Annotated in this window: 23 protein-coding genes; 11 read left to right on the plus strand and 12 right to left on the minus strand. The window is 62.3% G+C overall.

Features of this window, described 5'->3' with window-relative positions; genetic code table 11:
- Positions 1-76: 76 nt before the first annotated feature.
- Together AC1D2G_RS08240 and AC1D2G_RS08245 are read left to right on the plus strand one after the other, a co-directional pair.
- The gene (locus tag AC1D2G_RS08240; RefSeq protein WP_477413220.1) at positions 77-529 is read left to right on the plus strand and encodes an N-acetyltransferase family protein; all 453 of its coding nucleotides are present in this window, start codon (positions 77-79) and stop codon (positions 527-529) included.
- 142 nt (positions 530-671) lie between these two features.
- The gene (locus tag AC1D2G_RS08245) at positions 672-1,871 is read left to right on the plus strand and encodes an aminotransferase-like domain-containing protein (protein WP_477413607.1); all 1,200 of its coding nucleotides are present in this window, start codon (positions 672-674) and stop codon (positions 1,869-1,871) included.
- Positions 1,872-1,887: 16 nt separating this feature from the next.
- Here the strand turns inward: AC1D2G_RS08245 and AC1D2G_RS08250 are convergent, their stop codons facing one another.
- Positions 1,888-2,142: a hypothetical protein gene (locus AC1D2G_RS08250; protein ID WP_477413222.1), complete on the minus strand. Its 255-nt coding sequence runs from the start codon at positions 2,140-2,142 to the stop codon at positions 1,888-1,890.
- A gap of 378 nt (positions 2,143-2,520) precedes the next feature.
- Between AC1D2G_RS08250 and AC1D2G_RS08255 the strand changes: the two genes are divergently transcribed.
- The 3 genes from AC1D2G_RS08255 to AC1D2G_RS08265 all read left to right on the plus strand — a co-directional run bounded on the left by AC1D2G_RS08255 (position 2,521) and on the right by AC1D2G_RS08265 (position 4,853).
- A complete protein-coding gene (locus AC1D2G_RS08255; protein ID WP_477413224.1) occupies positions 2,521-2,940 on the plus strand; it encodes a VOC family protein in 420 nt (139 codons plus the stop codon).
- A gap of 197 nt (positions 2,941-3,137) precedes the next feature.
- Positions 3,138-3,755 (plus strand): C39 family peptidase, encoded by a 618-nt coding sequence (locus tag AC1D2G_RS08260; RefSeq protein ID WP_477413226.1) that lies wholly within the window; start codon positions 3,138-3,140, stop codon positions 3,753-3,755.
- 24 nt (positions 3,756-3,779) lie between these two features.
- Complete coding sequence (locus AC1D2G_RS08265; RefSeq protein ID WP_477413228.1) at positions 3,780-4,853, plus strand: D-alanine--D-alanine ligase family protein; 1,074 nt, start codon at positions 3,780-3,782, stop codon at positions 4,851-4,853.
- 90 nt (positions 4,854-4,943) lie between these two features.
- Here AC1D2G_RS08265 and AC1D2G_RS08270 read toward each other — a convergent pair whose 3' ends face one another.
- From AC1D2G_RS08270 to AC1D2G_RS08280, 3 genes are all read right to left on the minus strand, one after another.
- Positions 4,944-5,177, minus strand: a complete 234-nt coding sequence (locus AC1D2G_RS08270) for a DUF378 domain-containing protein (RefSeq protein WP_095091343.1) — start codon at positions 5,175-5,177, stop codon at positions 4,944-4,946.
- A gap of 131 nt (positions 5,178-5,308) precedes the next feature.
- A complete protein-coding gene (locus AC1D2G_RS08275; protein WP_095091344.1) occupies positions 5,309-5,554 on the minus strand; it encodes a DUF982 domain-containing protein in 246 nt (81 codons plus the stop codon).
- Positions 5,555-5,652: 98 nt separating this feature from the next.
- Complete coding sequence (locus tag AC1D2G_RS08280; RefSeq protein ID WP_095091345.1) at positions 5,653-6,006, minus strand: hypothetical protein; 354 nt, start codon at positions 6,004-6,006, stop codon at positions 5,653-5,655.
- A gap of 329 nt (positions 6,007-6,335) precedes the next feature.
- Between AC1D2G_RS08280 and AC1D2G_RS08285 the strand changes: the two genes are divergently transcribed.
- Positions 6,336-8,324 (plus strand): AI-2E family transporter, encoded by a 1,989-nt coding sequence (locus AC1D2G_RS08285; protein WP_477413230.1) that lies wholly within the window; start codon positions 6,336-6,338, stop codon positions 8,322-8,324.
- A gap of 49 nt (positions 8,325-8,373) precedes the next feature.
- Here the strand turns inward: AC1D2G_RS08285 and AC1D2G_RS08290 are convergent, their stop codons facing one another.
- Positions 8,374-8,763, minus strand: coding sequence for a hypothetical protein (locus AC1D2G_RS08290; RefSeq protein WP_477413232.1), 390 nt, complete (start codon positions 8,761-8,763; stop codon positions 8,374-8,376).
- Positions 8,764-8,852: 89 nt separating this feature from the next.
- Here AC1D2G_RS08290 and AC1D2G_RS08295 point away from each other — a divergent pair, with 89 nt between their 5' ends.
- Entirely contained in the window at positions 8,853-10,523 is a 1,671-nt protein-coding gene (locus AC1D2G_RS08295; RefSeq protein ID WP_477413234.1) for a winged helix-turn-helix domain-containing tetratricopeptide repeat protein, read from the plus strand.
- A 654-nt stretch (positions 10,524-11,177) separates the two neighbouring features.
- Here AC1D2G_RS08295 and AC1D2G_RS08300 read toward each other — a convergent pair.
- The 5 genes from AC1D2G_RS08300 to AC1D2G_RS08320 all read right to left on the minus strand — a co-directional run bounded on the left by AC1D2G_RS08300 (position 11,178) and on the right by AC1D2G_RS08320 (position 17,827).
- Positions 11,178-14,381 carry an efflux RND transporter permease subunit gene (locus AC1D2G_RS08300; RefSeq protein ID WP_477413236.1) on the minus strand — a complete coding sequence of 1,068 codons (3,204 nt, stop codon included), beginning with the start codon at positions 14,379-14,381 and terminating at the stop codon, positions 11,178-11,180.
- The gene (locus tag AC1D2G_RS08305) at positions 14,378-15,484 is read right to left on the minus strand and encodes an efflux RND transporter periplasmic adaptor subunit (protein WP_477396054.1); all 1,107 of its coding nucleotides are present in this window, start codon (positions 15,482-15,484) and stop codon (positions 14,378-14,380) included. Before AC1D2G_RS08305 ends, AC1D2G_RS08300 begins: the two co-directional genes overlap by 4 nt.
- A gap of 373 nt (positions 15,485-15,857) precedes the next feature.
- Positions 15,858-16,862: an aldo/keto reductase gene (locus AC1D2G_RS08310; RefSeq protein ID WP_477396032.1), complete on the minus strand. Its 1,005-nt coding sequence runs from the start codon at positions 16,860-16,862 to the stop codon at positions 15,858-15,860.
- A gap of 81 nt (positions 16,863-16,943) precedes the next feature.
- The gene (locus tag AC1D2G_RS08315) at positions 16,944-17,267 is read right to left on the minus strand and encodes a hypothetical protein (RefSeq protein WP_477413238.1); all 324 of its coding nucleotides are present in this window, start codon (positions 17,265-17,267) and stop codon (positions 16,944-16,946) included.
- Positions 17,268-17,587: 320 nt separating this feature from the next.
- A complete protein-coding gene (locus tag AC1D2G_RS08320) occupies positions 17,588-17,827 on the minus strand; it encodes a hypothetical protein (RefSeq protein ID WP_477413240.1) in 240 nt (79 codons plus the stop codon).
- A gap of 302 nt (positions 17,828-18,129) precedes the next feature.
- Between AC1D2G_RS08320 and AC1D2G_RS08325 the strand changes: the two genes are divergently transcribed.
- From AC1D2G_RS08325 to AC1D2G_RS08335, 3 genes are all read left to right on the plus strand, one after another.
- The gene (locus AC1D2G_RS08325) at positions 18,130-18,438 is read left to right on the plus strand and encodes a DUF1236 domain-containing protein (protein WP_457155502.1); all 309 of its coding nucleotides are present in this window, start codon (positions 18,130-18,132) and stop codon (positions 18,436-18,438) included.
- A gap of 267 nt (positions 18,439-18,705) precedes the next feature.
- Positions 18,706-19,047 (plus strand): low affinity iron permease family protein, encoded by a 342-nt coding sequence (locus tag AC1D2G_RS08330; protein WP_477226854.1) that lies wholly within the window; start codon positions 18,706-18,708, stop codon positions 19,045-19,047.
- Between the two features lie 65 nt (positions 19,048-19,112).
- Positions 19,113-19,370, plus strand: coding sequence for a PilZ domain-containing protein (locus AC1D2G_RS08335; protein WP_477301723.1), 258 nt, complete (start codon positions 19,113-19,115; stop codon positions 19,368-19,370).
- A 462-nt stretch (positions 19,371-19,832) separates the two neighbouring features.
- Here AC1D2G_RS08335 and AC1D2G_RS08340 read toward each other — a convergent pair whose 3' ends face one another.
- Positions 19,833-20,129: a hypothetical protein gene (locus AC1D2G_RS08340; RefSeq protein ID WP_477413242.1), complete on the minus strand. Its 297-nt coding sequence runs from the start codon at positions 20,127-20,129 to the stop codon at positions 19,833-19,835.
- 270 nt (positions 20,130-20,399) lie between these two features.
- On the opposite strand from AC1D2G_RS08340, the gene AC1D2G_RS08345 reads away from it, so the two are divergent.
- A complete protein-coding gene (locus tag AC1D2G_RS08345; RefSeq protein WP_095091359.1) occupies positions 20,400-20,639 on the plus strand; it encodes a hypothetical protein in 240 nt (79 codons plus the stop codon).
- A 78-nt stretch (positions 20,640-20,717) separates the two neighbouring features.
- On the opposite strand, the gene AC1D2G_RS08350 is transcribed toward AC1D2G_RS08345, so the two are convergent.
- On the minus strand, positions 20,718-20,924 hold the full coding sequence (locus tag AC1D2G_RS08350; RefSeq protein WP_109660896.1) for a hypothetical protein: 207 nt from the start codon (positions 20,922-20,924) through the stop codon (positions 20,718-20,720).
- Between the last annotated feature and the right edge of the window lie 55 nt (positions 20,925-20,979).

Raw genomic sequence — 20,979 nt, forward strand, 5'->3', positions numbered from 1 at the left:
CAGATGAGGGGCGGCGCTCCCGTTGCCAACTCAAGCGCCTTGCCGACACCGGCACTGCGCCGTAAGTCATGCAACCATGATCGAATTCCGCCGAGCGCAAGCCTTCGACCTGCCTGATATCGTCGCCATGCTGGCCGACGATCCGCTGGGCGCCGGCCGTGAGGACGCCTCGCTGCCGCTGGCGCGCGGTTATGTCGATGCCTTCAATGCCATCGACGCCGATCCCAATCAGCTGCTGGCGGTGGCCGTGGACGGCGCCGAAGTGATCGGCACCTTGCAGATCACCTTTCTTGCCGGCCTCTCGCACAAGGGCGCCTGGCGCGGGCAGATCGAGGCGGTCCGCATCGCCAGCCACCGGCGCTCGGGCGGCATCGGCAGGCAGATGATCGAATGGGCGATCGGAGAATGCCGGGCGCGCGGCTGCGGCCTGGTCCAGCTCACCACCGACAGGTCGCGCGCGGACGCGCACCGCTTCTACGAGGATCTCGGCTTCACCGGCAGCCATCTCGGCTACAAGAAGACCTTGTGAAGTTCGGCATAGTTCCGGGCCGGCGCCAACTGGCGTATAGCGGAAGGTTGTCAGGCTCTATTCAAATTGCCGGGGAGAGCTGATATAGGTCAGCTAGGTTGACCTATATCAAAATTGTCGCGGGAGGCGCGCCTTGACCTTGATGAATCTGTTGGCTTCGCGCTCGTCGCGCATGAAGGCGTCCGAAATCCGCGAACTCCTGAAGCTGCTCGACCAGCCCGACATCATCTCGTTTGCCGGCGGCATTCCCGATCCGGCGCTGTTTCCGGCCGAGGCGATCCGCGACGCCTATGCCTCGGTGCTCGGCGGCGGCGAGGCGGGCGCGGCGCTGCAGTACCAGGTTTCGGAAGGCTATCTGCCGTTGCGGCGCTGGCTGGCCGGGCAGATGGGCAAACTCGGCGTCGCCTGCGACGAGGCCAACATCTTCATCACCTCCGGCTCGCAGCAGGCGCTCGATTATCTCGGCAAACTGTTCCTGTCGCCGGGCGATACCGCACTGGTGACATGGCCGACCTATCTTGGCGCGCTGCAGGCGTTCAACGCCTACGAGCCGCGCTACGACCGGCTGACGGTCGAAGGCGGCAACATGACGCCGGCGGCCTATCACGCGGCCGCCGCCGCGAATGGCGGCAAGGTCAAGTTTGCCTATCTGGTGCCGGATTTCGCCAACCCGACCGGCCAAACCTTGAACCGCCAGCAGCGCGAGGCGGTGCTCGACCTCGCCGGCGAACTCGACATCGCCGTCATCGAGGACGCCGCCTATCGCGCGCTGCGCTATAACGGCGAGGGCGTGCCGCCGATCCTGGCGCTCGACTGTGCTCGCTCCGGCTCTATCGACAAGGCGCGCACGCTCTATTGCGGCTCGTTCTCGAAGATCCTCTCGCCAGGCATGCGAGTTGGCTGGGTCTGCGCGCCGCGCCATATCGTCGAGAAACTGGTGCTGATGAAACAGGCCTCCGACCTGCACAGCCCGTCGATCAACCAGGTGGTGATGCACCGCGTCGCCGAAGCCGTGTTCGACGGCCAGGTGGAAAAGCTCATCGGTGCCTACCGCGAGCGCCGCGACGGCCTGCTCGCAGCACTTGAAGCCAACATGCCTGAAGGCGTGACCTGGAGCCGCCCGGAAGGCGGCATGTTCGTCTGGGTGACGCTGCCAGAGGGGGCCGATGCAACGGCACTACTGGCGCGGGCGGTGAAGGAGGCGCGCGTCGCCTTCGTGCCCGGCAGCGCGTTCTTTGCCGACGCAACCGGGCGCAACACGCTGCGGCTCTCCTTCACGCTCGCCGACCGGCGCGCGGTGAGCGAGGGCATACCGCGGCTGGCGGCCATCCTGAAGGGGTGAGCCCATACCGGCGCACCTATGCCGCCACGTTCACCATGTGATTGAGCTTCGAAAGCCGGCTGCGAGCCAGTTTACGGATTGGCTTTTCGAACTCTTCCTCGCCGGTTTCGACGACGAAGACCAGTGTCATGAAATCGAGCATGAATTCGTCGATAGCCGTCGCGATCTTCTGCGATCTGCCCTTGAAGCGATGCAGCAAGGCGTTTGCTTCTTCGATATCGTCGACACTGGCGCTGTCGACCAGCGCCTCAAGCCTCTGAAAACTGTCCAATTTGATTCCTCCCAGCCGCGCCTCAAAACTTGCCTTGGCGGGGAAAGTTCCGGCGGAGAGGGGTTTTGCGAAAAGAAATCGCCTCCACCGCTTGAATTTGCGTGAATTCGACGACCCGTTGGCAATCTTTTTGTTTGAGTGGAACCTCTGCGGCACACAAAAGTTGTCACCGTGTCTGACCCCCCGTCAGACATCTGAAAGCACGGTACCAGCTTTCCAAAGGCCCGTCGGATCCCCCTCCCGGCGGGCTTTTCCGTTTGAAGGATCGACCGAGGGCTCCATGGCCGGACGTGTGGTGGGACCTGGCGGTCGGCAAGCACCTGTGTTGACGCCGCCCTGTGCGGACCTAAGTTCGCAAGTTCACAAGGAGGAATTTTCATGGAACTGCATCGCGGCCGGCTTATCGATCATATCCAGTTCGTGGTGAGGGACCTCGCCGCCAGCCGGCGTTTCTACGAGGCGGTCCTGCAGGTGCTCGATGTTCCGATCGGCGGTGTCGGCGACGACTATTTCTGGGCCGACGAACTGTTCGTTTCCAGCGCCGACAGCCGGGCGGCGCAGGGAGAGCTCACCGGCCGCCATCATCTCGCTTTCCAGGCAAGGGACCACGCCATGGTCGATGCGTTCTACAAGGCCGGGCTCGCAGCCGGCGGCACGGACAATGGCGCGCCGGGCGAGCGGCCCTATCATCCCGGCTACTACGCCGCCTTCCTGCTCGATCCGGACGGCAACAACATCGAGGCGGTGCATCACGGCCCGGCAGAGCGAAGCGCCGCGTCCGTGACGATCACCTTCTGAGAGACTATTGGGAAATTCTACTCCGGCGGCCATCTAACGGCGTTTCTGTGCTTCCGGTGCTCGCGGACCCAAATATCCGCGGGGCTCCGGTTCTCGAAACCTCAACCGCCAGAGCGAATGTCGCAACGGTCTCTGAGCGGCTTTCCAATCGCCGTGTATCCTCGTTTATGAGAATCTGAATCTGATCGAGGAAGCGCATGAGTCCACTGCCTGAAACCGTGCCGTTTTTCAGCCAGTGGGAAACGCCGGACATGACCATGGAGGTGCTCGTCGAGGGTGCTGACGTCGCGCTGCGGCGCGATCCGCTGTGGCAAAATTCGGGGGCTGAGACTTCTGACGAATACGCGGTCTGGGCCGCCAATATCTGCGGCATGGCGTGCCTGAAGATGATCCTGGCGACACGCGGCGAGATCGTGCCGACTGTCGAGCTCGCCAGGCGCTGCACTAGATATGGCGGCTATGTCGTCAACGAGGGCTCGATCAAGGGGCTGATCTATGCACCCTTCGTCAGCTTCGTGCGGGAGACCTTCGGCCTGCGGGCCGAAGTGATGACCAATGTCGCGACATCGGACATTCCGGCGATCCTGGCGCGGTCGCGGTTCTTCATCGCTTCGGTCAGCAGCTGGATCCGCTGGCCCGAGCGCGAGCCGCCGGCGAAGGGAGGCCATCTGGTGCTGGTCACCGCGGCGTCGGACCAGGGTTTCCGCTTTCACAATCCGTCCGGCCATACCAGCGCCACACAGGAGAACGCAGTGTTGGCACCGGTCAATTTCGACCGCTTCTTCGCCAATCGCGGCATTGCGGTTGCCATTTGATTTTTTGACAGTTGAGGGATTTCGATGACGGGCAAGACAAGGGTGGCCATCCTCTATGGCGGGCGTTCGGCCGAACATGACGTGTCGCGCCTTTCGGCCGCCAATGTGCTGAAGGCAATCGACCGGACCCGCTACGAGATCGTGCGGATCGCCATTTCCAGGGACGGCAGATGGCTGCTGCAAGCTTCGTCCGTCGGCGATGCGGCAGGGGCTCCGGTGTCCGAGGACGGCGTGGAGGTCGCGCTGTTGCCCGGCGGCAAGGGCAGGCTGGTCGCCGTGTCGCGGGATGGAACGCAGCCCGACCCCGTCGATGTCGTCTTTCCCGTGCTGCACGGGCCGTTCGGCGAGGACGGTTCGGTGCAGGGCTATGCGGAAGTCGCCGATGTCGCCTATGTCGGCTGCGGCATCCTCGCCTCGGCCGCCGCAATGGACAAGGATGTCGCCAAGCGGCTGATGCGCGAAGCCGGCCTTGCCGTCGCCCGCTCCGCCACCTTGCTGGGTGGCGAGCCTGTGTCCTTCGACGACGTCAGGGCAAGGCTGGGTCTGCCGGTCTTCGTCAAGCCGGCGCGCCAGGGCTCGTCCTTCGGCGTGAGCAGGGCTGTCGACGGCGCCAGTTTCGCCGACGCTGTCGAGGCGGCTTTCCACCATGATAACAAGGTTTTGGTGGAAGAATTTGTCGAGGGACGCGAGATTGAGTGCTCGGTCCTGCAGCGAGCCGACGGCACGCTGACGGTGTCGCTGCCCGGCGAGATCATTCCGGCTGGCAAGCACGGCTTCTACACCTATGAGGCCAAATATCTCGATGCCGACGGCGCGGTGGTCAAGGTACCCGCCGATGTCCCGGCCGCGGTTGCCGACATGGCACGCGACATGGCACGGCGCGCCTTCCAGGCGCTCGGCTGCGAAGCCATGGCGCGCGTCGATTTCTTCCTGCGCGCCGACAGTTCGCTGCTCGTCAACGAGGTCAACACCATTCCCGGCTTCACCGACATCTCGATGTATGCCAAGGCGCTGGCGGCATCAGGCACAGGCTACAGCCACACCATCGACGTGCTGATCGAGCACGCGCTGGCCAGGCATGGCGCGCGAACAGTCTAAAGCCTCCTGGGGGAATGTTGATGCCGGCGGCCTGATCGGCCTTTACGGGATGTGAGGCGGCGGGTTTTCCGCCGCCCCGCATCTTACCGGTCACGGATGATGATGGAGATGCCTTTCGGCATCGACTTCGCCAACCGTAAAGCTCTGGAAGCCTGGCATGAGCTGCCATATGGCCGCAAGGCCGATGATCAGATAGGCCAGGCGGGCCAGCATGGCGCCGCCGAGGACAGTGCCGATTACGTCATAGCCCGTTACACCCATGGACAGGAAGTTGAGACCGCCAAGGATGATCAGGGCGAGGGTGACGAGGTTCATGTTACGCATAAACGCCTCCTAAGGTTGCCTGAAAAAAGACGTCTGAAAAAAAACGCCTTCCGTTTCAAACGGTTCCTTCGATCACGAAATTGTGAACGGCCGCTATTGTCCGTGAATGCAACCAGCTTACCCGACCCGGCTTACTCGACCAGGATATGCGCCTCGCGCGCAGCCTCGACAAACGCCTCCCTTGCGATATCGGGGGACACCTCGCCGCTCGTTGCCCGGCGGCAGGCGCGTAGCGCGGACTGATGTTTCAGGCTGCCGGCATCGCGCCAATGTGTCGTGAGCAATTCGATGGCCTGCTCGGTGTTCGACAGGTTGCGGGTGGACCCGGTGACGCCGACCGAAACCACCACGGGTTTGGAGAACCATGCGGTTTGCATTGGAACCTCGACTGCGTTGCAGTCGTAAACGCTTCTGGCGGCGCGAGGTTGCATCGCCGCCAATCACTGTAGCGTGGGGATCGTCGCCCAACTTTGGCTTATGGATACTTTGTCGTGGCCGGGGGGCTCGGCTCGCCCTCGAGTTCCTTCGGCAGCGGCAAACTTGAGCACCGCAAATGTATTTCGCGGGCGAAGATCTTTCGCTCCTTTTGCTCGTGCTCTTTGATGGCTGCTGCGAGCCCTAGTCCGTAGGGGCCAAGGAACACACCAGTCCCCCAACCGGGATGCTCCTTTTCGCGAGCATCATAGTTCGACGCGTCGACACGGGCCTGTTGACATTCCGGCGATACCCACTTCGGGTCTTGCGTCGAAAGCGACGCTCCATATTCGACAGGAGAGCTCACACATCCAGTTGCTGCCGTGGCCAACGCGACTAACACTGCAAGTCTCATACAGGGTGCTCTCCAGGATTTTTTCGAGAAGTACACAGAAGCCTCCTTGCGACAAGGGACGCTGCGATGAGACTTGGGGAATACAGTTCTCGGTGCCGTTGATTTACCGAGGGACATGAATTTCTCTTTCTGGCCCAACGTCGACCATCGCCAAGGCGCGGCCGGGATAGCGCTGGCCGGAGATTTCCCGGCGCCATTGCTTCGTCGCGCGGCCATCTCGCGCCATCCCGATCATCGACCTGCAGCCGGTGACGAGCAGTTCGTCACCGGCGAAAGTTGCACGCCGGCTCAATATGCCCGATCATGACCGTTGGCAGGGGAGAGACCAAGTGGCGACCAATCGTCGAAACGGCATGGCGTCTCCGGCGCATGGGTTAGAGGACATTCTTTCGGCCGCCGCGCCCCACCCGCGAACGTCATTGCCCAATGTGGCAACCACCGTCACGACGGTGGCGGCGCTGTATTTCGGACGCGAGGTTTTCCTGCCGATCGCCATCGCGCTGCTGCTGACCTTCGCGCTCGCGCCGCTGGTCGCGGCGCTGAAACGCGTCGGCATCCCCAGGATCGCGGCTGTCATCGTCAGCGTTCTCAGCGCTTTCGCGGCACTCGCCCTGTTCAGCTTCATTGTCGCCTCGCAGGTCAGCGAACTGGCACAGAACATCCCGACCTACCAGATCAACATCCTGACCAAGATCCGTTCACTCAAGGAAACCGGCGTCGGGGGAGGCATCATTGCCAGGTTGAGCGACGTGGTCGAGCGTGTCGGACAGGAGATAGACAGGCAGGACGCTTCGCCGCCGGCGGCCACTCCCGACAAGCCGGCGCGCGAGCCGGTGCCCGTCGAGATCGTCGCGCGCCAAAAGCCGCTCGAAGTCCTGCAGAGCATCGTCGGTCCGCTGATCAGCCCGCTCGGATCGGCCGGACTGATCATCGTCGTGGTTATTTTCATGCTGCTCGAACGGGAGGATCTGCGCGACCGCTTCATCCGGCTTGTCGGCTATGGCGACCTTCACCGCACCACCGAGGCGCTGCAGGATGCTGCCAAGCGGGTGGGCCGCTATCTGCTCATGCAGTTGGTCGTCAACATCGTCTACGCCATACCGATTGCGCTCGGACTGTGGTTCCTCGGCATTCCCAATGCACTGCTGTGGGGGCTGCTGGCGCTGGCGCTGCGTTTCGTTCCCTATATCGGCCCGGCCATCGGCATGCTGCTGCCGCTGTTCCTGGCGCTGGCCGTGGCACCCGGCTGGTCGCTCGTCCTGTGGACGGCCGCCCTGTTCGTGGTGATGGAACTGGTCACCGGCAACGTCGTCGAACCCTGGCTTTACGGCTCGCGAACGGGGCTGTCATCGCTGGCGATCATCGTGGCCGCCATCTTCTGGACCTGGCTCTGGGGGCCGCTCGGACTGGTCCTGTCGACGCCGCTCACCGTCTGCCTGGTGGTGCTTGGCAGACACGTACCGCAGTTCGAGTTCCTCGACGTGCTGTTCGGCAACGAGCCCGTGCTCGAGCCCCATGCGCGCCTCTACCAGCGGCTGCTGGCTGGCGATCCGGAGGAAGCCACCGACCACGCCGAGGAGATGCTGGAAGAGAAATATCTGTTCGAATTCTACGACAAGGTGGCCATTCCGGCACTTCTGCTGGGCGAGCGCGACCGTGTGCGCGGCGTCATGGGCGACCTGCAAAGACGGCAGGTGGCGGACAGTGCCCTGACGCTGGTGGCCAACCTCGACGATGAGGCGCAACAGGAAGCGGCCGAGGAGGATGACCCGGCCGAGGCCGGGGAGCCCGGCGATAATGGCGATGGCGCCGGCGTGGACGAGGCCGACCTGCCCGATGGCACTGACATGTCGGTGCTTTGTGCCGGTGGGCGTGGCGAACTCGACGATGCCGCCGCCGCGATGCTGGCGCAGGTGCTGGAAGTGCAGGGTGCGACGGCATCGAAAGCGGGCTTCGCCGAGATGGAACCGGCGAGCATCCGCCGCCTCGAACTCGATGCCATCGACACCGTCGTGATCAGCTTCCTGAACCGGGATTCCGTCAAGCACGCGCGCTTCCTGGTTCGCCGGCTGAAGCGTGCGAAGGCGGCGCTGCGGGTGGGCATCGTGTTCTGGTCGGAAACCGGCAATGACGACAAGGAGGCGACCGCCAGGCTGGCCCAGGACATGAACGCGGATTTCGTTGCCTATGGCATGGTCGACGCCGTGGTCGGCGCGCTGTCAAACGAGCCGCCGGTTGCCCTGAAGCTCGTCACCAAACGCCGCATGCGCCGGCAGCGGGCCGCGCCCAAAAAGGTTCAGGCCGCGGCGGCGAGCTAGGGGTCAGATCCCGATCGCTCCAGGAGCGAGTTCGACACGCGGCGGTCGTTCAGTTGCTGGCGTCGGATGGCGCGGCCTCCGATGTGTAGTCGCAGTAATGGAAGCTGGCGAGATAGCCGGGGAGTACGCGCATGAACTCCTGTTGATGGGTCCAAGCTCTGCACTCGGCCATGGAAGTCATGGGTTTCCCTTGGGGGATCCTGATTAGCTCCCCGTGGTCGGTCAGAAGGATTGTGACAGCGATGGCGGTGAACATGCAGTCATCCATCGACCTAAGGCTGGCGGCATAATAGGCGCCGGGGTTGGGACGGACGTCGTCTGAGGCCGCCTCGATGACATGGTCAGAGCCGCAGAGTTTCGCGATGCGGGAATCCGCTTTTGCAGCCGTTGGCGCTGTCACGAGAAGAGCGAGAGCGATGATGAGCTTGGCGCGTTTCATGTCATCCTCCCGTCCAATCCGGCACTGGTGGGATCACTTGGAAGCGAAGGCCGAAAGGGATAAGCTAGGAAGCGCGCCAAGAGGGTGAAATGTCCCGAAAGGCTCCTGAAATTGACCCGAAACCTGCTGAAACGATCACATTCGGCGGTCTTTTCTCGCTGACGAAAAGCAAACAACTCCGGACCGTCGAAGGTAAAGCGGTCGATCTTCGCAGCCAGTCCACCGAGGTGCTCTGCGTGCTCGCGGCGCGACCGGGCGAGATCGTGTCCAAGGACGCGCTGATGCGCGCGGTCTGGCCCGATACCTTCGTGACCGACGACAGCCTGACCCAATGCATTGCCGATATTCGCCGCGCATTGGGGGACGACGCGCATGCGATCGTGGAAACCTTGCCAAGGAGAGGCTACCGGCTGAATGCCGATCCATCCGACGCGGCGGACCCAAACGCCGCTGCCGGCACGGAACGTGCGAAGACACGATTATCGCAGCGCGGCTTCATTCTAGTTGCAGTCGTTCTCGTCGCGGCAGCGATCGGCGCATACTACGGCGCGGAAACATGGCGAGGCGCTCCAGTTCGTTCGAGCGACATGCCGAGGATTGCAATCCTTGCCTTCGACGACTTCAGTGCTGGCGGGGACAAGGGATATCTCAGTGATGCCGTCGCCGAGGGGATCATTACCGAGCTTGCGCGGAGCAAGACTTATGCCGTCATCGCCCGGAACTCGAGCTTCAGGTACCGCGACAAGCCCATCGACACCAGGCAGATCGGAGATGAACTCGGCGTCGACTACCTGCTCGAAGGCAGCCAGCAGAAGATCGGAGACCGGCTGAAAGTGACCGCCCAGTTGCTGAATGCGCATGACGGATCGCATGTCTGGGCCAACACCTACAACCGCGAGATCGGCGATCTTTTCGTCGTCCAGGAGGAAATCATCCGCACGCTTGCGGAACGGGTCGGACGCAGGATCGAGCGCCCTCTGCCACAGAGCGGTTCTGCCAGGGTCAGTGCGCTCCACTATCACCTGATGGGGATCGCCGAGATTCGAGAGAATTTCTCGGCTGCGAGGAACGAGCTGTTTCGGCAGATGAACCTCAAGGCGATCGAAGAGGATCCGAACTCGCAGTTCGGCTATATCGGGCTGGCTTGGTCCTATCGCAACGATGCGATGTTCGGCTGGAACGAGCAGGACCGTGACGAGGCGTTGAACCGCGCGGCCGAATACGCCGACGAGGCCATCGTGCTCGCTCCTGATGACGCTGAAGCGCATAATATCCGCGCCAGCATCCACACCGAAGCCGGCGAGGTGGAGCAGGCCCTTGCGCAGTTCGATCAGGCAATCGCCCTGAACCCGAGCAACTCGGATATCCTGGTCCGCAGCACGGATCTGCTACTCTATGTTGGTCGTACAGACGAAGCGATCGATCGCATCAGGCAGGCCATGGGCATCGATCCTTTCTACCCGGACGACTTCAACTGGCAGATGGGCTGGGCGCTCTGGGAAAAGAACGATTGCGGGGCCGCGCTGGCCGCTATGCGGAAAATGTCCACAATCCCGATCGGCGCGCACCGAATGCTTGCGGGAATCCAAGCATGTCTGGGAAACAAGCGCGAGGCAAAGGAAGCACTTGCGGTTTTCCTCCAGAACACTCCCAGTGAATCCATCAGTAAAGAACGCAGGGAGTGGGACAAGATTTGGACCGCACCCGGAAGCCTCGACCGCTGGATCAAGCAGATGCGGTTCGCGGGGTTGCCGGAGTGACAGCCGACCGTATGCGGCCGGCAGAAGCCAATTGGCCGCATAAAAACCGTTGAAGCCTTTGGATTGTGGGCGGTAGTTGGCCTCAAAACCAAGATCATCCTTCACAGGAATATTGGGTGCGGGAAAGTTGGCAATGGGACCGGCTTGCGCCAGTCAGCCGAGGGTCAATGGCATTTCTAAAGGAACGCTAATATACATGGACGCTCGAAGGAGCAGCGCCTGCCAGATAGTTGAGGAAGGCCATGCGAAGGTTCATCGTCACGGCGGTGTGTATCGCCGCCGCAACAGTCGCCAGCGCCCATGATTGGTACGAAAACAAGTTCGATCCGCAGACGAAATTCAAGTGTTGCGGTGGTTCTGATTGCCGCGCCATACCTCGTTCTTCGGTGCGGATGAGGGGCGACGGCGGTTACATTTACTTGCCGCATAACTTCATCATCCCACGGGACCGCGTACAGGAATCCCCGGACGACCAATACCATATCTGCGAGAATACCTACGTCGTAACCAATCAGCTGTATTTGCGTTGTTTTTTCGCGCCGCGCGTGAAGATCTCCCTACTACTCCCAGGCTAAGGTCAATACTGCGCGTCGCTATCGGGATTGTTGCCGCGCCGCGCCGATAAGCCCGCGCCCGCCGCGGCGAATTCGTAACCTACTTGGCGGCCGTCTCCGATGGCGCCTCTGCCGGCCCCGAAGGCGCGGCCTCGGCACGGGACTTGCGCCGTGAAAACAGCGACCTGAGCGTGACGTAGAACACCGGCGTCAGGAACAGGCCGACGAAGGTGACGCCGAGCATACCGGAGAACACCGCGGTGCCGAGCGACTGGCGCATTTCCGCGCCCGGGCCTGTTGCGATCATCAGCGGCACGACGCCGAGGATGAACGAGAAGGCGGTCATCAGGATCGGCCGCAGCCTGAGCCGGCAGGCTTCGACGGCAGCCTCGGCGGCCGACAGGCCGCGTTCCTCCGCCTGCCGCGCGAATTCGACGATCAGGATCGCGTTCTTGGCGGCAAGCCCGATCAGCACGATGAGGCCGATCTGCACGAGGATGTTGTTGTCCAGGCCTCGGAAAGACACGCCGATCAACGCCGCAAGCACGCCGAGCGGCACCACCAGCACAATGGCGAACGGCAGCACCCAGCTTTCATATTGCGCCGCCAGAGCCAGGAACACGAACAGCACCGACAGTCCGAAGATATAGACAGCGGCATTGCCGGTGTTGCGCTCCTGATAGGCGAGCTCGGTCCATTCATAGGAGGTACCGGCCGGCAGCGTCTTTGCCGTGATCCCTTCCATCAATGCCAGCGCGTCGCCCGTGGAAACGCCGGGCGCGGCGTTGCCCTGCAGCGGCACCGAGACGTACATGTTGTAGCGCTGGACCAGCGCCGGGCCGGTGACGTCGCGGATCTCGATCAACGTGCCGAGCGGAACCAGCGCGCCGGTCGCCGAGCGCACCTTCAGTTTCAAGATGTCGGCGCGATCGAGGCGGAACGCCTGGTCGGCCTGCGCCCGCACCTGGTAGACGCGCCCGAAAGCGTTGAAGTCGTTGACGTAGGCGGTGCCCAAATTGATCGACAGCGTCTCGAAGATGTTGGGGATCGGCACGTTCAGGATGCGCGCCTTGTCGCGATCGATCGCCAGGAAGAATTGCGGGCTCGACGCGGAGAACGTCGTGAACACGCCCGTCAGCCCCGGCGTCTTGTTGGCCTGGCCGGCGATGTCGTTGGCAAGCGCCAGGACCTGCCGCATGTCGGCACTGTTGCGCTCCTGGATCAGCAGCTTGAAGCCGCCGGCATTGCCGACGCCGCGGATCGGCGGCGGCGGCAGTGCGATGATGAAGGCTTCCTTGATGGTTTGCAGGCTGCCGAACAGATTGCCGATGACCTTGGTCGCCGACTGGCCGGCTTTCAGTCGCTCGTCAAACGGCTTGAACCTGGCGAAGATCACGCCCGCATTGCTGGCGTTGGTGAAGGTCGCGCCGGAGAAGCCGGCGAAGGCGACTGCGTAGTCGACGCCTGGCGTTTTCTGGATGATCTGCGACGCCTGCTTAATGACCGCATCGGTCCTCGACAGAGAGGCGCCGTCCGGCAGTTGGACGACGACGATCGCATAGCCCTGGTCGAGCGTCGGAATGAAACCGCGCGGCACCGCCTGCACCATGTAGACCGTGGCGCAGATGAGGGCAGCGAAAACGCCCAGCATGGCGGCGATCGTTATCCACGAGCCGACCAGAACCCGGATGATGCTCGAATACCAATGGGCGACCCTGTCGAAGCCGCGATTGAAGCCGTCGGCGAGCGCCCGCGCGAACCGTGCCAGGAAAAAGCGCGGCGGCGCCGCCGCGGCGTGGTGCGGCTTGAACAGCAGTGCGGCCAGCGCCGGCGAAAGCGTCAGCGAATTGAATGCCGAGATCGCCGTCGACACCGCGATGGTGATCGCAAACTGCAGGTAGAACTGCCCAGAAATGCCGGGGATGAAGGCTGTCGGCACGAACACGGCTATCAGCACCAGCGAGATCGCGATGACCGCCGTTCCGACTTCGTCCATGGTCAGGTGCGACGCTGGATTGGGCGCCAGCCCTCTGGCGATATTGCGCTCGACGTTCTCGACCACGACGATCGCATCGTCGACGACGATGCCGATCGCCAGAACGAGGCCGAACAGCGTCAGCATGTTGAGCGAGAAGCCGGCGGCGTAAAGCACCGCCAGCGTGCCGATCAGCGACACGGGGATCGCCACGATCGGCACGATCGCCATGCGCCACGATTGCAGGAAGACGATGATGACGATGATGACAAGCACCATCGCCTCGAGGATCGTCTTGTAGACCTCCTGGATCGACTCGGCGACGAACTCGGTCGGATTGTAGACGATGTCGTAGCTCAACCCCTTCGGGAAGTCGCGGGAAAGCTCCTTCATCTTGTCCTGGATCTGCGCGGCTGCGGCGAGCGCATTGGTGCCCGGCCGCTGGAAGATGGCGAGCGCCACCGCCGGTTTGCCGTTGAGATAGGAGTTGGTGACGTAATCCTTGGCGCCGAGCTCGATGCGCGCCACGTCCTGCAGCGAGATCAGACGGCCGTCGTCGGCCGATTTGACGATCACGTATCGGAAGTCGCGTGCGTCGTTGAAGCGGCCTTGCGTGGTGACCGTGTACTGGAACGCCGTGCCGGTGTTGGTCGGCGGCGCGCCGATCGAGCCGCCCGACACCTGGACGTTCTGGTCGCGCAGCGCCTGCACCACATCGCCCGAGGTCATCCCCAGGGCGGACAGTTTTTCCGGATCGAGCCAGATGCGCAGCGAATATTCGCGTTCGCCGAAGATGGTGAGGTCGCCGACGCCGTCAAGTCTGAGCAGTATGTCGCGCACCTGCGAGCGGGCGTAGTTCGAGACGTAGAGCTGGTCGTAGGTATTGTCGGGCGACAGCATGTGCACGACCATCATCAGGTCGGGCGAGCTCTTGGTGGTGGTGATGCCGAGGCGGCGGACTTCTTCGGGCAGGCGCGGCTGGGCGATCGACACGCGGTTCTGCACCAGCACCTGCGCCTGGTCGAGATCGGTGCCCAGCTTGAAGGTGATGGTCAGCGCCATTGCCCCGTCGCCCGACGAATAGGAGGACATGTAGAGCATGCCCTCGACGCCGTTGATCTCCTGCTCGATCGGCGTTGCCACCGTCGCTGCGATCGTCTCGGCGTCGGCGCCCGGATACTGCGCGCGAACGACGATGGTCGGCGGCGCGATCTCGGGATATTGGGCGACCGGCAGCTGGGTATAAGCAATCCCGCCGAGGATCAGCAGGACGATCGAAACGACCGATGCGAAGATCGGACGGTCGACGAAGAAATGTGCGAACCTCATTGCTGCAACCCGGCGGTCTCGGCCTTGGGCGGCAACGTCACCATCTCGACCTTCACCTTGGTGCCGGGCCTGGCGTGCATCAGCCCGTTGACGATGATCGTCTCGTCGCCGGTCAGGCCCTGGCGGATCACACGGTAGCCGTCGAGAAGCGGGCCGGTGCGCACGGGCTTCGCCGTCACCATCCCGGCCTCATCCACCAGGAACACGATGCGGCGATCCTGATCGGCGCCGATCGCCTCGTCGGGCACCAGCACGCCGCTATGCGGCAGCGACCCCGGCACGTTGATGCGCCCGAACATGCCTGGCTGGAGAATGCCGTCGGCGTTGGGAAACGTTGCACGCACCCGCATGGTGCCGGTCGCGTTGTCGATCCGGTTCTCGGCAAAATCGAGCTTGCCTTTGAATACCGCCTCCGCGCGGTCGGCGACGCGAACCACCACCTCGAGCCCGCTGTCGCCTTCCTGCATGCTGCCGCCGCGCTCCTTCGCGTCGCGGGCGTAGCTGAAATACAGGCGCTCATCGACGTCGAAATAGAAGTCGATCGGATCGCGCGTAACGATGGTCGTCAGCAAGGTGGAATCCGGCTGCACGAGGTTGCCGACCGACACCAGCCGGCGGTCGATGCGGCCGGACAAGGGCGCCTTGATCTCGGTGAATTCCATGTTCAGGCTGGCCGTCCTCAGCGCAGCCGCCGCGCCCTGCATCTGCGCCTGCGCCGAAAGGTATTCCCGCCGGCGGTCGTCGACGGTCGAGGTTGAGATATTGCCGGTCTTGGCGAGTTCGTCGGCGCGATCCAGCTGCATCTTGGAGAATTCGAGCAGACTCTTGGCGACGTCCACTTGTGATTTGGCGGCATCATAAGCCGCCTGGTACGGACGCTGGTCGATGGTGAAGAGCAGGTCGCCCTTGTTGACCAGTGCGCCGTCCTGGAAGCTGACCTTGTCCAGATAGCCGCTGACGCGCGAGCGGATGGCGACCTGGTCGACGGCTTCGAATCGCCCGACGAACTCGTCGTCTTCGACGATTTCACGGACCACCGGCTTGGCCGCCGTCACCACGGGTAGCGGCTGGTCCTGCGCAAAAGCAGTGCTGCTGAAAGCCATGCCGAGCAGGAATGCCGCCGACACGGCGGCGCGGGCAAGCCAGCCGGCCGATCGAGCGGGTTGCCCGCCCGCGTCGCGATGCCATTGCGCATCCTCAAGGGTGTCCATTTGCGTCCTCGCTGGCTGGACCCGGAGGTCGGTTGATCCGCTTCTACGCTCAGGCTTGTTCGTCGAGATCAGAGCACTGCAGTGTTGTGCAGGGCAACATGATCATTTTCCATGTCGGCTGAAATGTCCACCCTGTGGCTGCCCGGCACCGGGCTAAAGCCAGTCGAAAGCTACGCAGAGGCGCTGCGCTTAAATCCTCGCGCTCCCGGTTGGTATTTCTGGGTTGTTGGAATGGCTCAGATTTCCGCCGGCTATGCCCAGACCCCTACCGGTCGACCATCGCCAACCCGCGCTGGCCGTAGCGCGGGCCCGAGATTTTGCCCGGCGCCAGCGCTTCGTCGAGGGCGGCCATCTCGGCGGCATCGAGCTTGATTGCGACGGCGGCGATATTCTCCTCCAGGTATTTCCTCCGCTTGGTGCCGGGGATCGGCACGATGTCGATGCCAAAACCGGTGCCCTTGTGCAGCAGCCAGGCCAGCGCGACCTGGCCGGGCTTGACGCCTTTGGCCGCCGCGATGTCGCGGACCTTGGCCGCTGCCTCGACATTGGCGTCGTAGTTCTCGCCCTGGTAGCGCGGGTCGTTGCGGCGGTAATCGCCCTCGGGATAGTTTTCCGCACGGCTAACCTCGCCGGTGAGGAAACCGCGGCCGAGCGGCGAGAACGGCACCAGGCCGATGCCGAGTTCGCCGAGCAGCGGGATGATCTGCGGCTCCAGATTGCGCTCCCACAGCGAATACTCGCTCTGCACCGCGGACACCGGATAGACGGCATGCGCGCGGCGGATGTTGGCCGCACCTGCCTCGGACAGGCCGAAGAACCGCACCTTGCCTTGGGCGACCAATTCGCCGACCGCGCCGGCGACATCCTCGATCGGCACAGCCGGGTCGACGCGGTGCTGGTAGAGCAGGTCGATATGGTCGGTGGCAAGCCGGCCGAGCGAGCCTTCCACAGCCGCGCGGATATGCTCGGGCCGGCTGTCGGTTCCATCGAGCTGCTTGCCGTTTTCGATGCGGAAGCCGAATTTGGTGGCGATGGTCACCTGGTCGCGCTTGCCCTTCAGCGCCCGGCCGAGCAGGGCCTCGTTGGTATGAGGGCCATAGACCTCGGCGGTGTCGAGGAAGGTGCAGCCGAGTTCGATGGCGCGGTGCAGGGTGGCAATGGATTCGCCCTCGTCGGCCGGACCGTAGGACTGGCTCATGCCCATGCAGCCAAGGCCGATGGCCGAGACCTGCAGCCCTTGGCTGCCGAGCTTGTGGGTTTTCAGGGTCATGGCTGGCGTTCTCCGGTGGGGGGATCACCAGACTATAGCGGCCGCTCGCTCATTTCCCACAGCCTTTCGGCCGCGCTGTCTTCACATGTTCGAGGCCACGTCGCGGGAAGACAGTGGCTTGGGCTTGTGGGCCGGACGCTGCCTTGTCTTGTGTTCAGCTTTGCGGGGCGCGGCTTTGACCGTGTTCAAGGTCTTGGGGGTCGCGGTCTTAATGTTGGCGGTTTGCGGCGCTTGCGCCTTACGGCGCCTGAGCCAGCTCAAAGACAGTTCGGCAAGGAGACTGCGCAGACCTTTCACAACGTCCTCCTCCTGTTGGGCGACGGGATAATTTCCGATGGCGCGACTTGTTCCACCCACTTCCACCCACGGATGTTTCCCGGGTTGGGCTTGGGTCGAGCGGCGCATGCGACCTAAGTCCGATCGCAAACCGCAATGGTCTTGCCGGTGGCGCCGCCGGGAACAGTCGGCTCTCACGGGCGTTGTCCGCTGCAGATTTGCTGGAGGAAGCTATGGATAGGAGTGTTGGCCAGGCACGCTGGTTGCTCGCACCGATCTTCGCGGTTGCCATCACTTTTATGGTGATTGGAATTACCTTCGGCTGACCGACCTCCAAGGATCGACCTCGAACTTTTCCGATCGGCGCAGCCACGTCCCTTCCTGCGCTGATAGGGTTTGCTCGCCGCACCTGTGCGGCGAGCAAACCCTCCAGTCTCAGCCCTTATGTGTCAGTGAGAGTAGTAGGCCAGGGTAAGATAGACTGCCGGTGCGGAGATCAAGCAAATCGCCATTCCGATGACCAACGCCATCGCAAGGCGTTCTGTGCGCCTGACAATATCAGCAATCTCGTGGTCGTCGGGAGAGGGAATGAGATCAAGCACCGAAAGCACCTCCGGGACACGAGCATGGTTGTCATTTGCTGGTCGGGTATCGTCATCATGTGTGCTCGGTCTCTGGATACTGGTCACTGTTCGCCTCGCTGTGGGAAACGCCACGCCGCCGCTGCGGGGACGCTAGAGGTGGTACCCCGCTGTGTGGGGAAATGGTGGACTCTCGGTTGATGCCGAGGAAAAGGGCTCGTGCTCGGGGCCCCGATTCTCGCGCGGTTCTAACGTATCGGCCAGGCATAGGTTGCCCGCTAAGACTTCAGTCGTACCACCCCCGGACCTTAGCCTGAGCGGCGGAACACAATGCTGTGGGGCTCGTTGCTGACTCGTGATTGGCAGTCAAACCTGGCTGCCAAATTGGCGCAAGAAGGAAAGATTTTGCCATGAAGAAATATCTTGTCAGTGCAGTCGCAGGCCTCGCGCTGGTCGCTGGAATTGGTACTGCCTTCGCGGAAAACGTCGTAATTCTCAAGCCGGAACAGCAGACGGTGGTTCGCGAATACATCCACAAGCAGAAGCTCGCATCCGTCAGCCTGCTGGGTGTCGAACTCAACGTCGGCACGGCCCTTCCGGATACGGTGGAGCTTCACGCCATCGAGGTGCCCGACGTCAAATACAAGTACACGGTCGTCGGCGACCACGCCGTTCTCGTGGATCCTGATACCCGCAAGGTCGTGCAGATCATCGAGTAGGTCTGCCGCAGCAGGCGAGCCCGCTTCGCGATCTATTTCGGGAAGCGGGCTCCATGCATTTCTCCGTTGCAGTCATATGAGGAATCACTAATGTTCACTGACAAAGAGACCCGGTTTTTGGAGGCGGGCATGCTCCTGGCAGTGCCTGTCTGCGTGGCGGTCACCGCGCTGATCGCTGTCTTCGCCTTGGCCAGGCTATGATGGACAATATGGCAGGCTGCCGGCGCGATCTCGAGGCTTGGCTAGTCGGGAACGGGGACGGTTAACATGAACCGCTTCCTGTTCGTCGCGGCCGACTTTCTTTCCCGGCCCCCGGGTTTCTATGTGATGCTCATAGCCATGGTACTTTGCACTGCGCTGGTGCCTTTCGGGCTGACAAATGCGGTTACCTATGCGCTGTCGGTTGCGGCCATCGTGATCACCGGTGTTGTCCTCATACAGGGCTATCGCGACACCGCCGCCATCCACGCCAAACTCAATGAGATCATCATTGCCCTTGACGAAACCCGAAACGACGTTGTCGGGTTGGAGCATGCCGAACCGGAAGAGATCCGGGCAAAGCTTGTGAAGCTCGAAGAAGAAGCGGCCCGAACAATTGGGCCGGCATAATCCCCATTGCGTGACAAGGAAGATCTGCGGCACGCCGCCTTGCAGGGTTCCAGGAGGAATGAACGATGAGCCCCACGGATCCGCCAGTAGAACGACGCGCTGATGCACGGGGGATTGTTCTGAAGGATGCGATCATTATCACGGACGATGCCAAGATCAGTTGCTCGGTCAGGAATCAGCACGTTCACGGCGCGGAGTTGCGGGTGGACCCTGGCGTAACAATCCCCGACCGGTTCGTCCTTCACGTGCCCGCGGACGACGCCAACTATCGTGCCGTGGTGCGGTGGAGACGCAACGAGCGGCTTGGCGTGCAGATTTATTGAAACAGGATCCCTGGGCGTGCGGCCCGCGGGTGGCTGGGGCTGGTCGGGTCGAGACTGCGCTATCCCTGACGGAAATGCGTTATCCCTGATATGCGAGCGGCAACCGCATCCAATCCGTTGTCATAGATCCGCGTCAGCACGCTTTCCGCGGCATTGGCTCGCTGGGAAGTGCAACCAATCAGGTCCCGCCCTCCCAAGCTCGCCGGGGCATTGGCAATACGATCCCAAACCGCCCAGGTTCCGTCTGTCTCGATGTGGCAATAGAATCGGTGTTGTTGCTTTTCCATAATGGGAAACGTTCAACACCCGCTTTGGGGTCCATGCTGATGGCAACGTGGTTAATGTCGCAGCGACTGAAAGCCGACTCAGGTGCACAGCGCCGCAAGGCATGGTGCAGGCCGGCAGAGTCCTGCGTCTGGTCGAATGGCGCAGCGCTTACAGGCAGCCCGCCGTTTTGGCTGCCTATTGGATCGAGGCCAGATGAGGCAGGTCAAGCGGGGAAATGCGCTCGCCATCTTCATCGGCAAGGTCATCCACGAGCAAACCGGCCATGCCGTCGAATTCGATTGCCGCGCCAATGAGTTGAGCCGCCTGCAGGACCAGGCGTTCAATGTCCTCGAGGGCGACATTTTCGGCCAGATTCCTGATCCTGACCTGCTCCGCAACCATCGAGATGTTGACGATGCCCGCCGTCCTGAATGCCGTCAGGACCGCTGAATTGACGTCATCGCGCAAGCGCGCCGAGTAATCATATCGCATCGAAACCTCCCAAAGGGATCGGTTTTCTGTTCAGAGTGCACTATGCGCCGGGCGTAAACTCATGGCAAGTGAAATATACAAAATACTCAATTAAATCAGTTAGTTAGAATAGTTACACAAATGCGCAGCCGGCGTTTGATGCTTATCATGTGCGGGAAACACCGTTCACCCATCGCAGGGTCTTGACGCATAATGCGGCCTATCATAATTATAAGCCGAGTGAGACAGATACTAACTCAACACATTCTTGGTCCTGAGCGAGGAAGCGCCATGGCTGAACTGGAACGCCCCGAACGACTGCAGATCATGCTGACGGCCGATGAACTGGCCGCGCTGGAAAACTGGCGATATGACAAGCGCATGCCGAGCCGCTCGGCTGCGGTCAGGGAACTGCTGCGGCGCGGTCTGGCCTCGGACGGGTTCCTGACGGCGGAGCAAGGGGTGAAGTCGCAGGATTTTGGAATCCTGCCCACCGACGGCAATGGGATTGCCGAGGGCGACAAGGAGTAGGTCGCAACTGAGCTGGTCAGTTGGTCGCAGACGGCAGCGGGCGCCGGCTGACAGGCCGGGACCCGACTGCTCTCGACCCTACAGGATGTTGGTCGTCACTTCGACGACGATCGCCGCGCCTTCCAGCGAGCCATTCGTGACATGCACGACACGCGATACCCGCAGGTCCTGCGCATTTCCGTTGATCGACAGCGAAACGCTTTCGCCGATCCGGGGAACCGCCTGGAAGACGGCATCGGTGGCTTCCGGCCGATTGTCGATCGAGATGCGGCAGTTGACGGTCATGGGATGTCTCCTGTGTGTGACGGGCGCCCCGGTCGTCAACGCAGGCTCTACAAAA

This window comes from Mesorhizobium sp. P2_C7 (genome assembly GCF_056404515.1).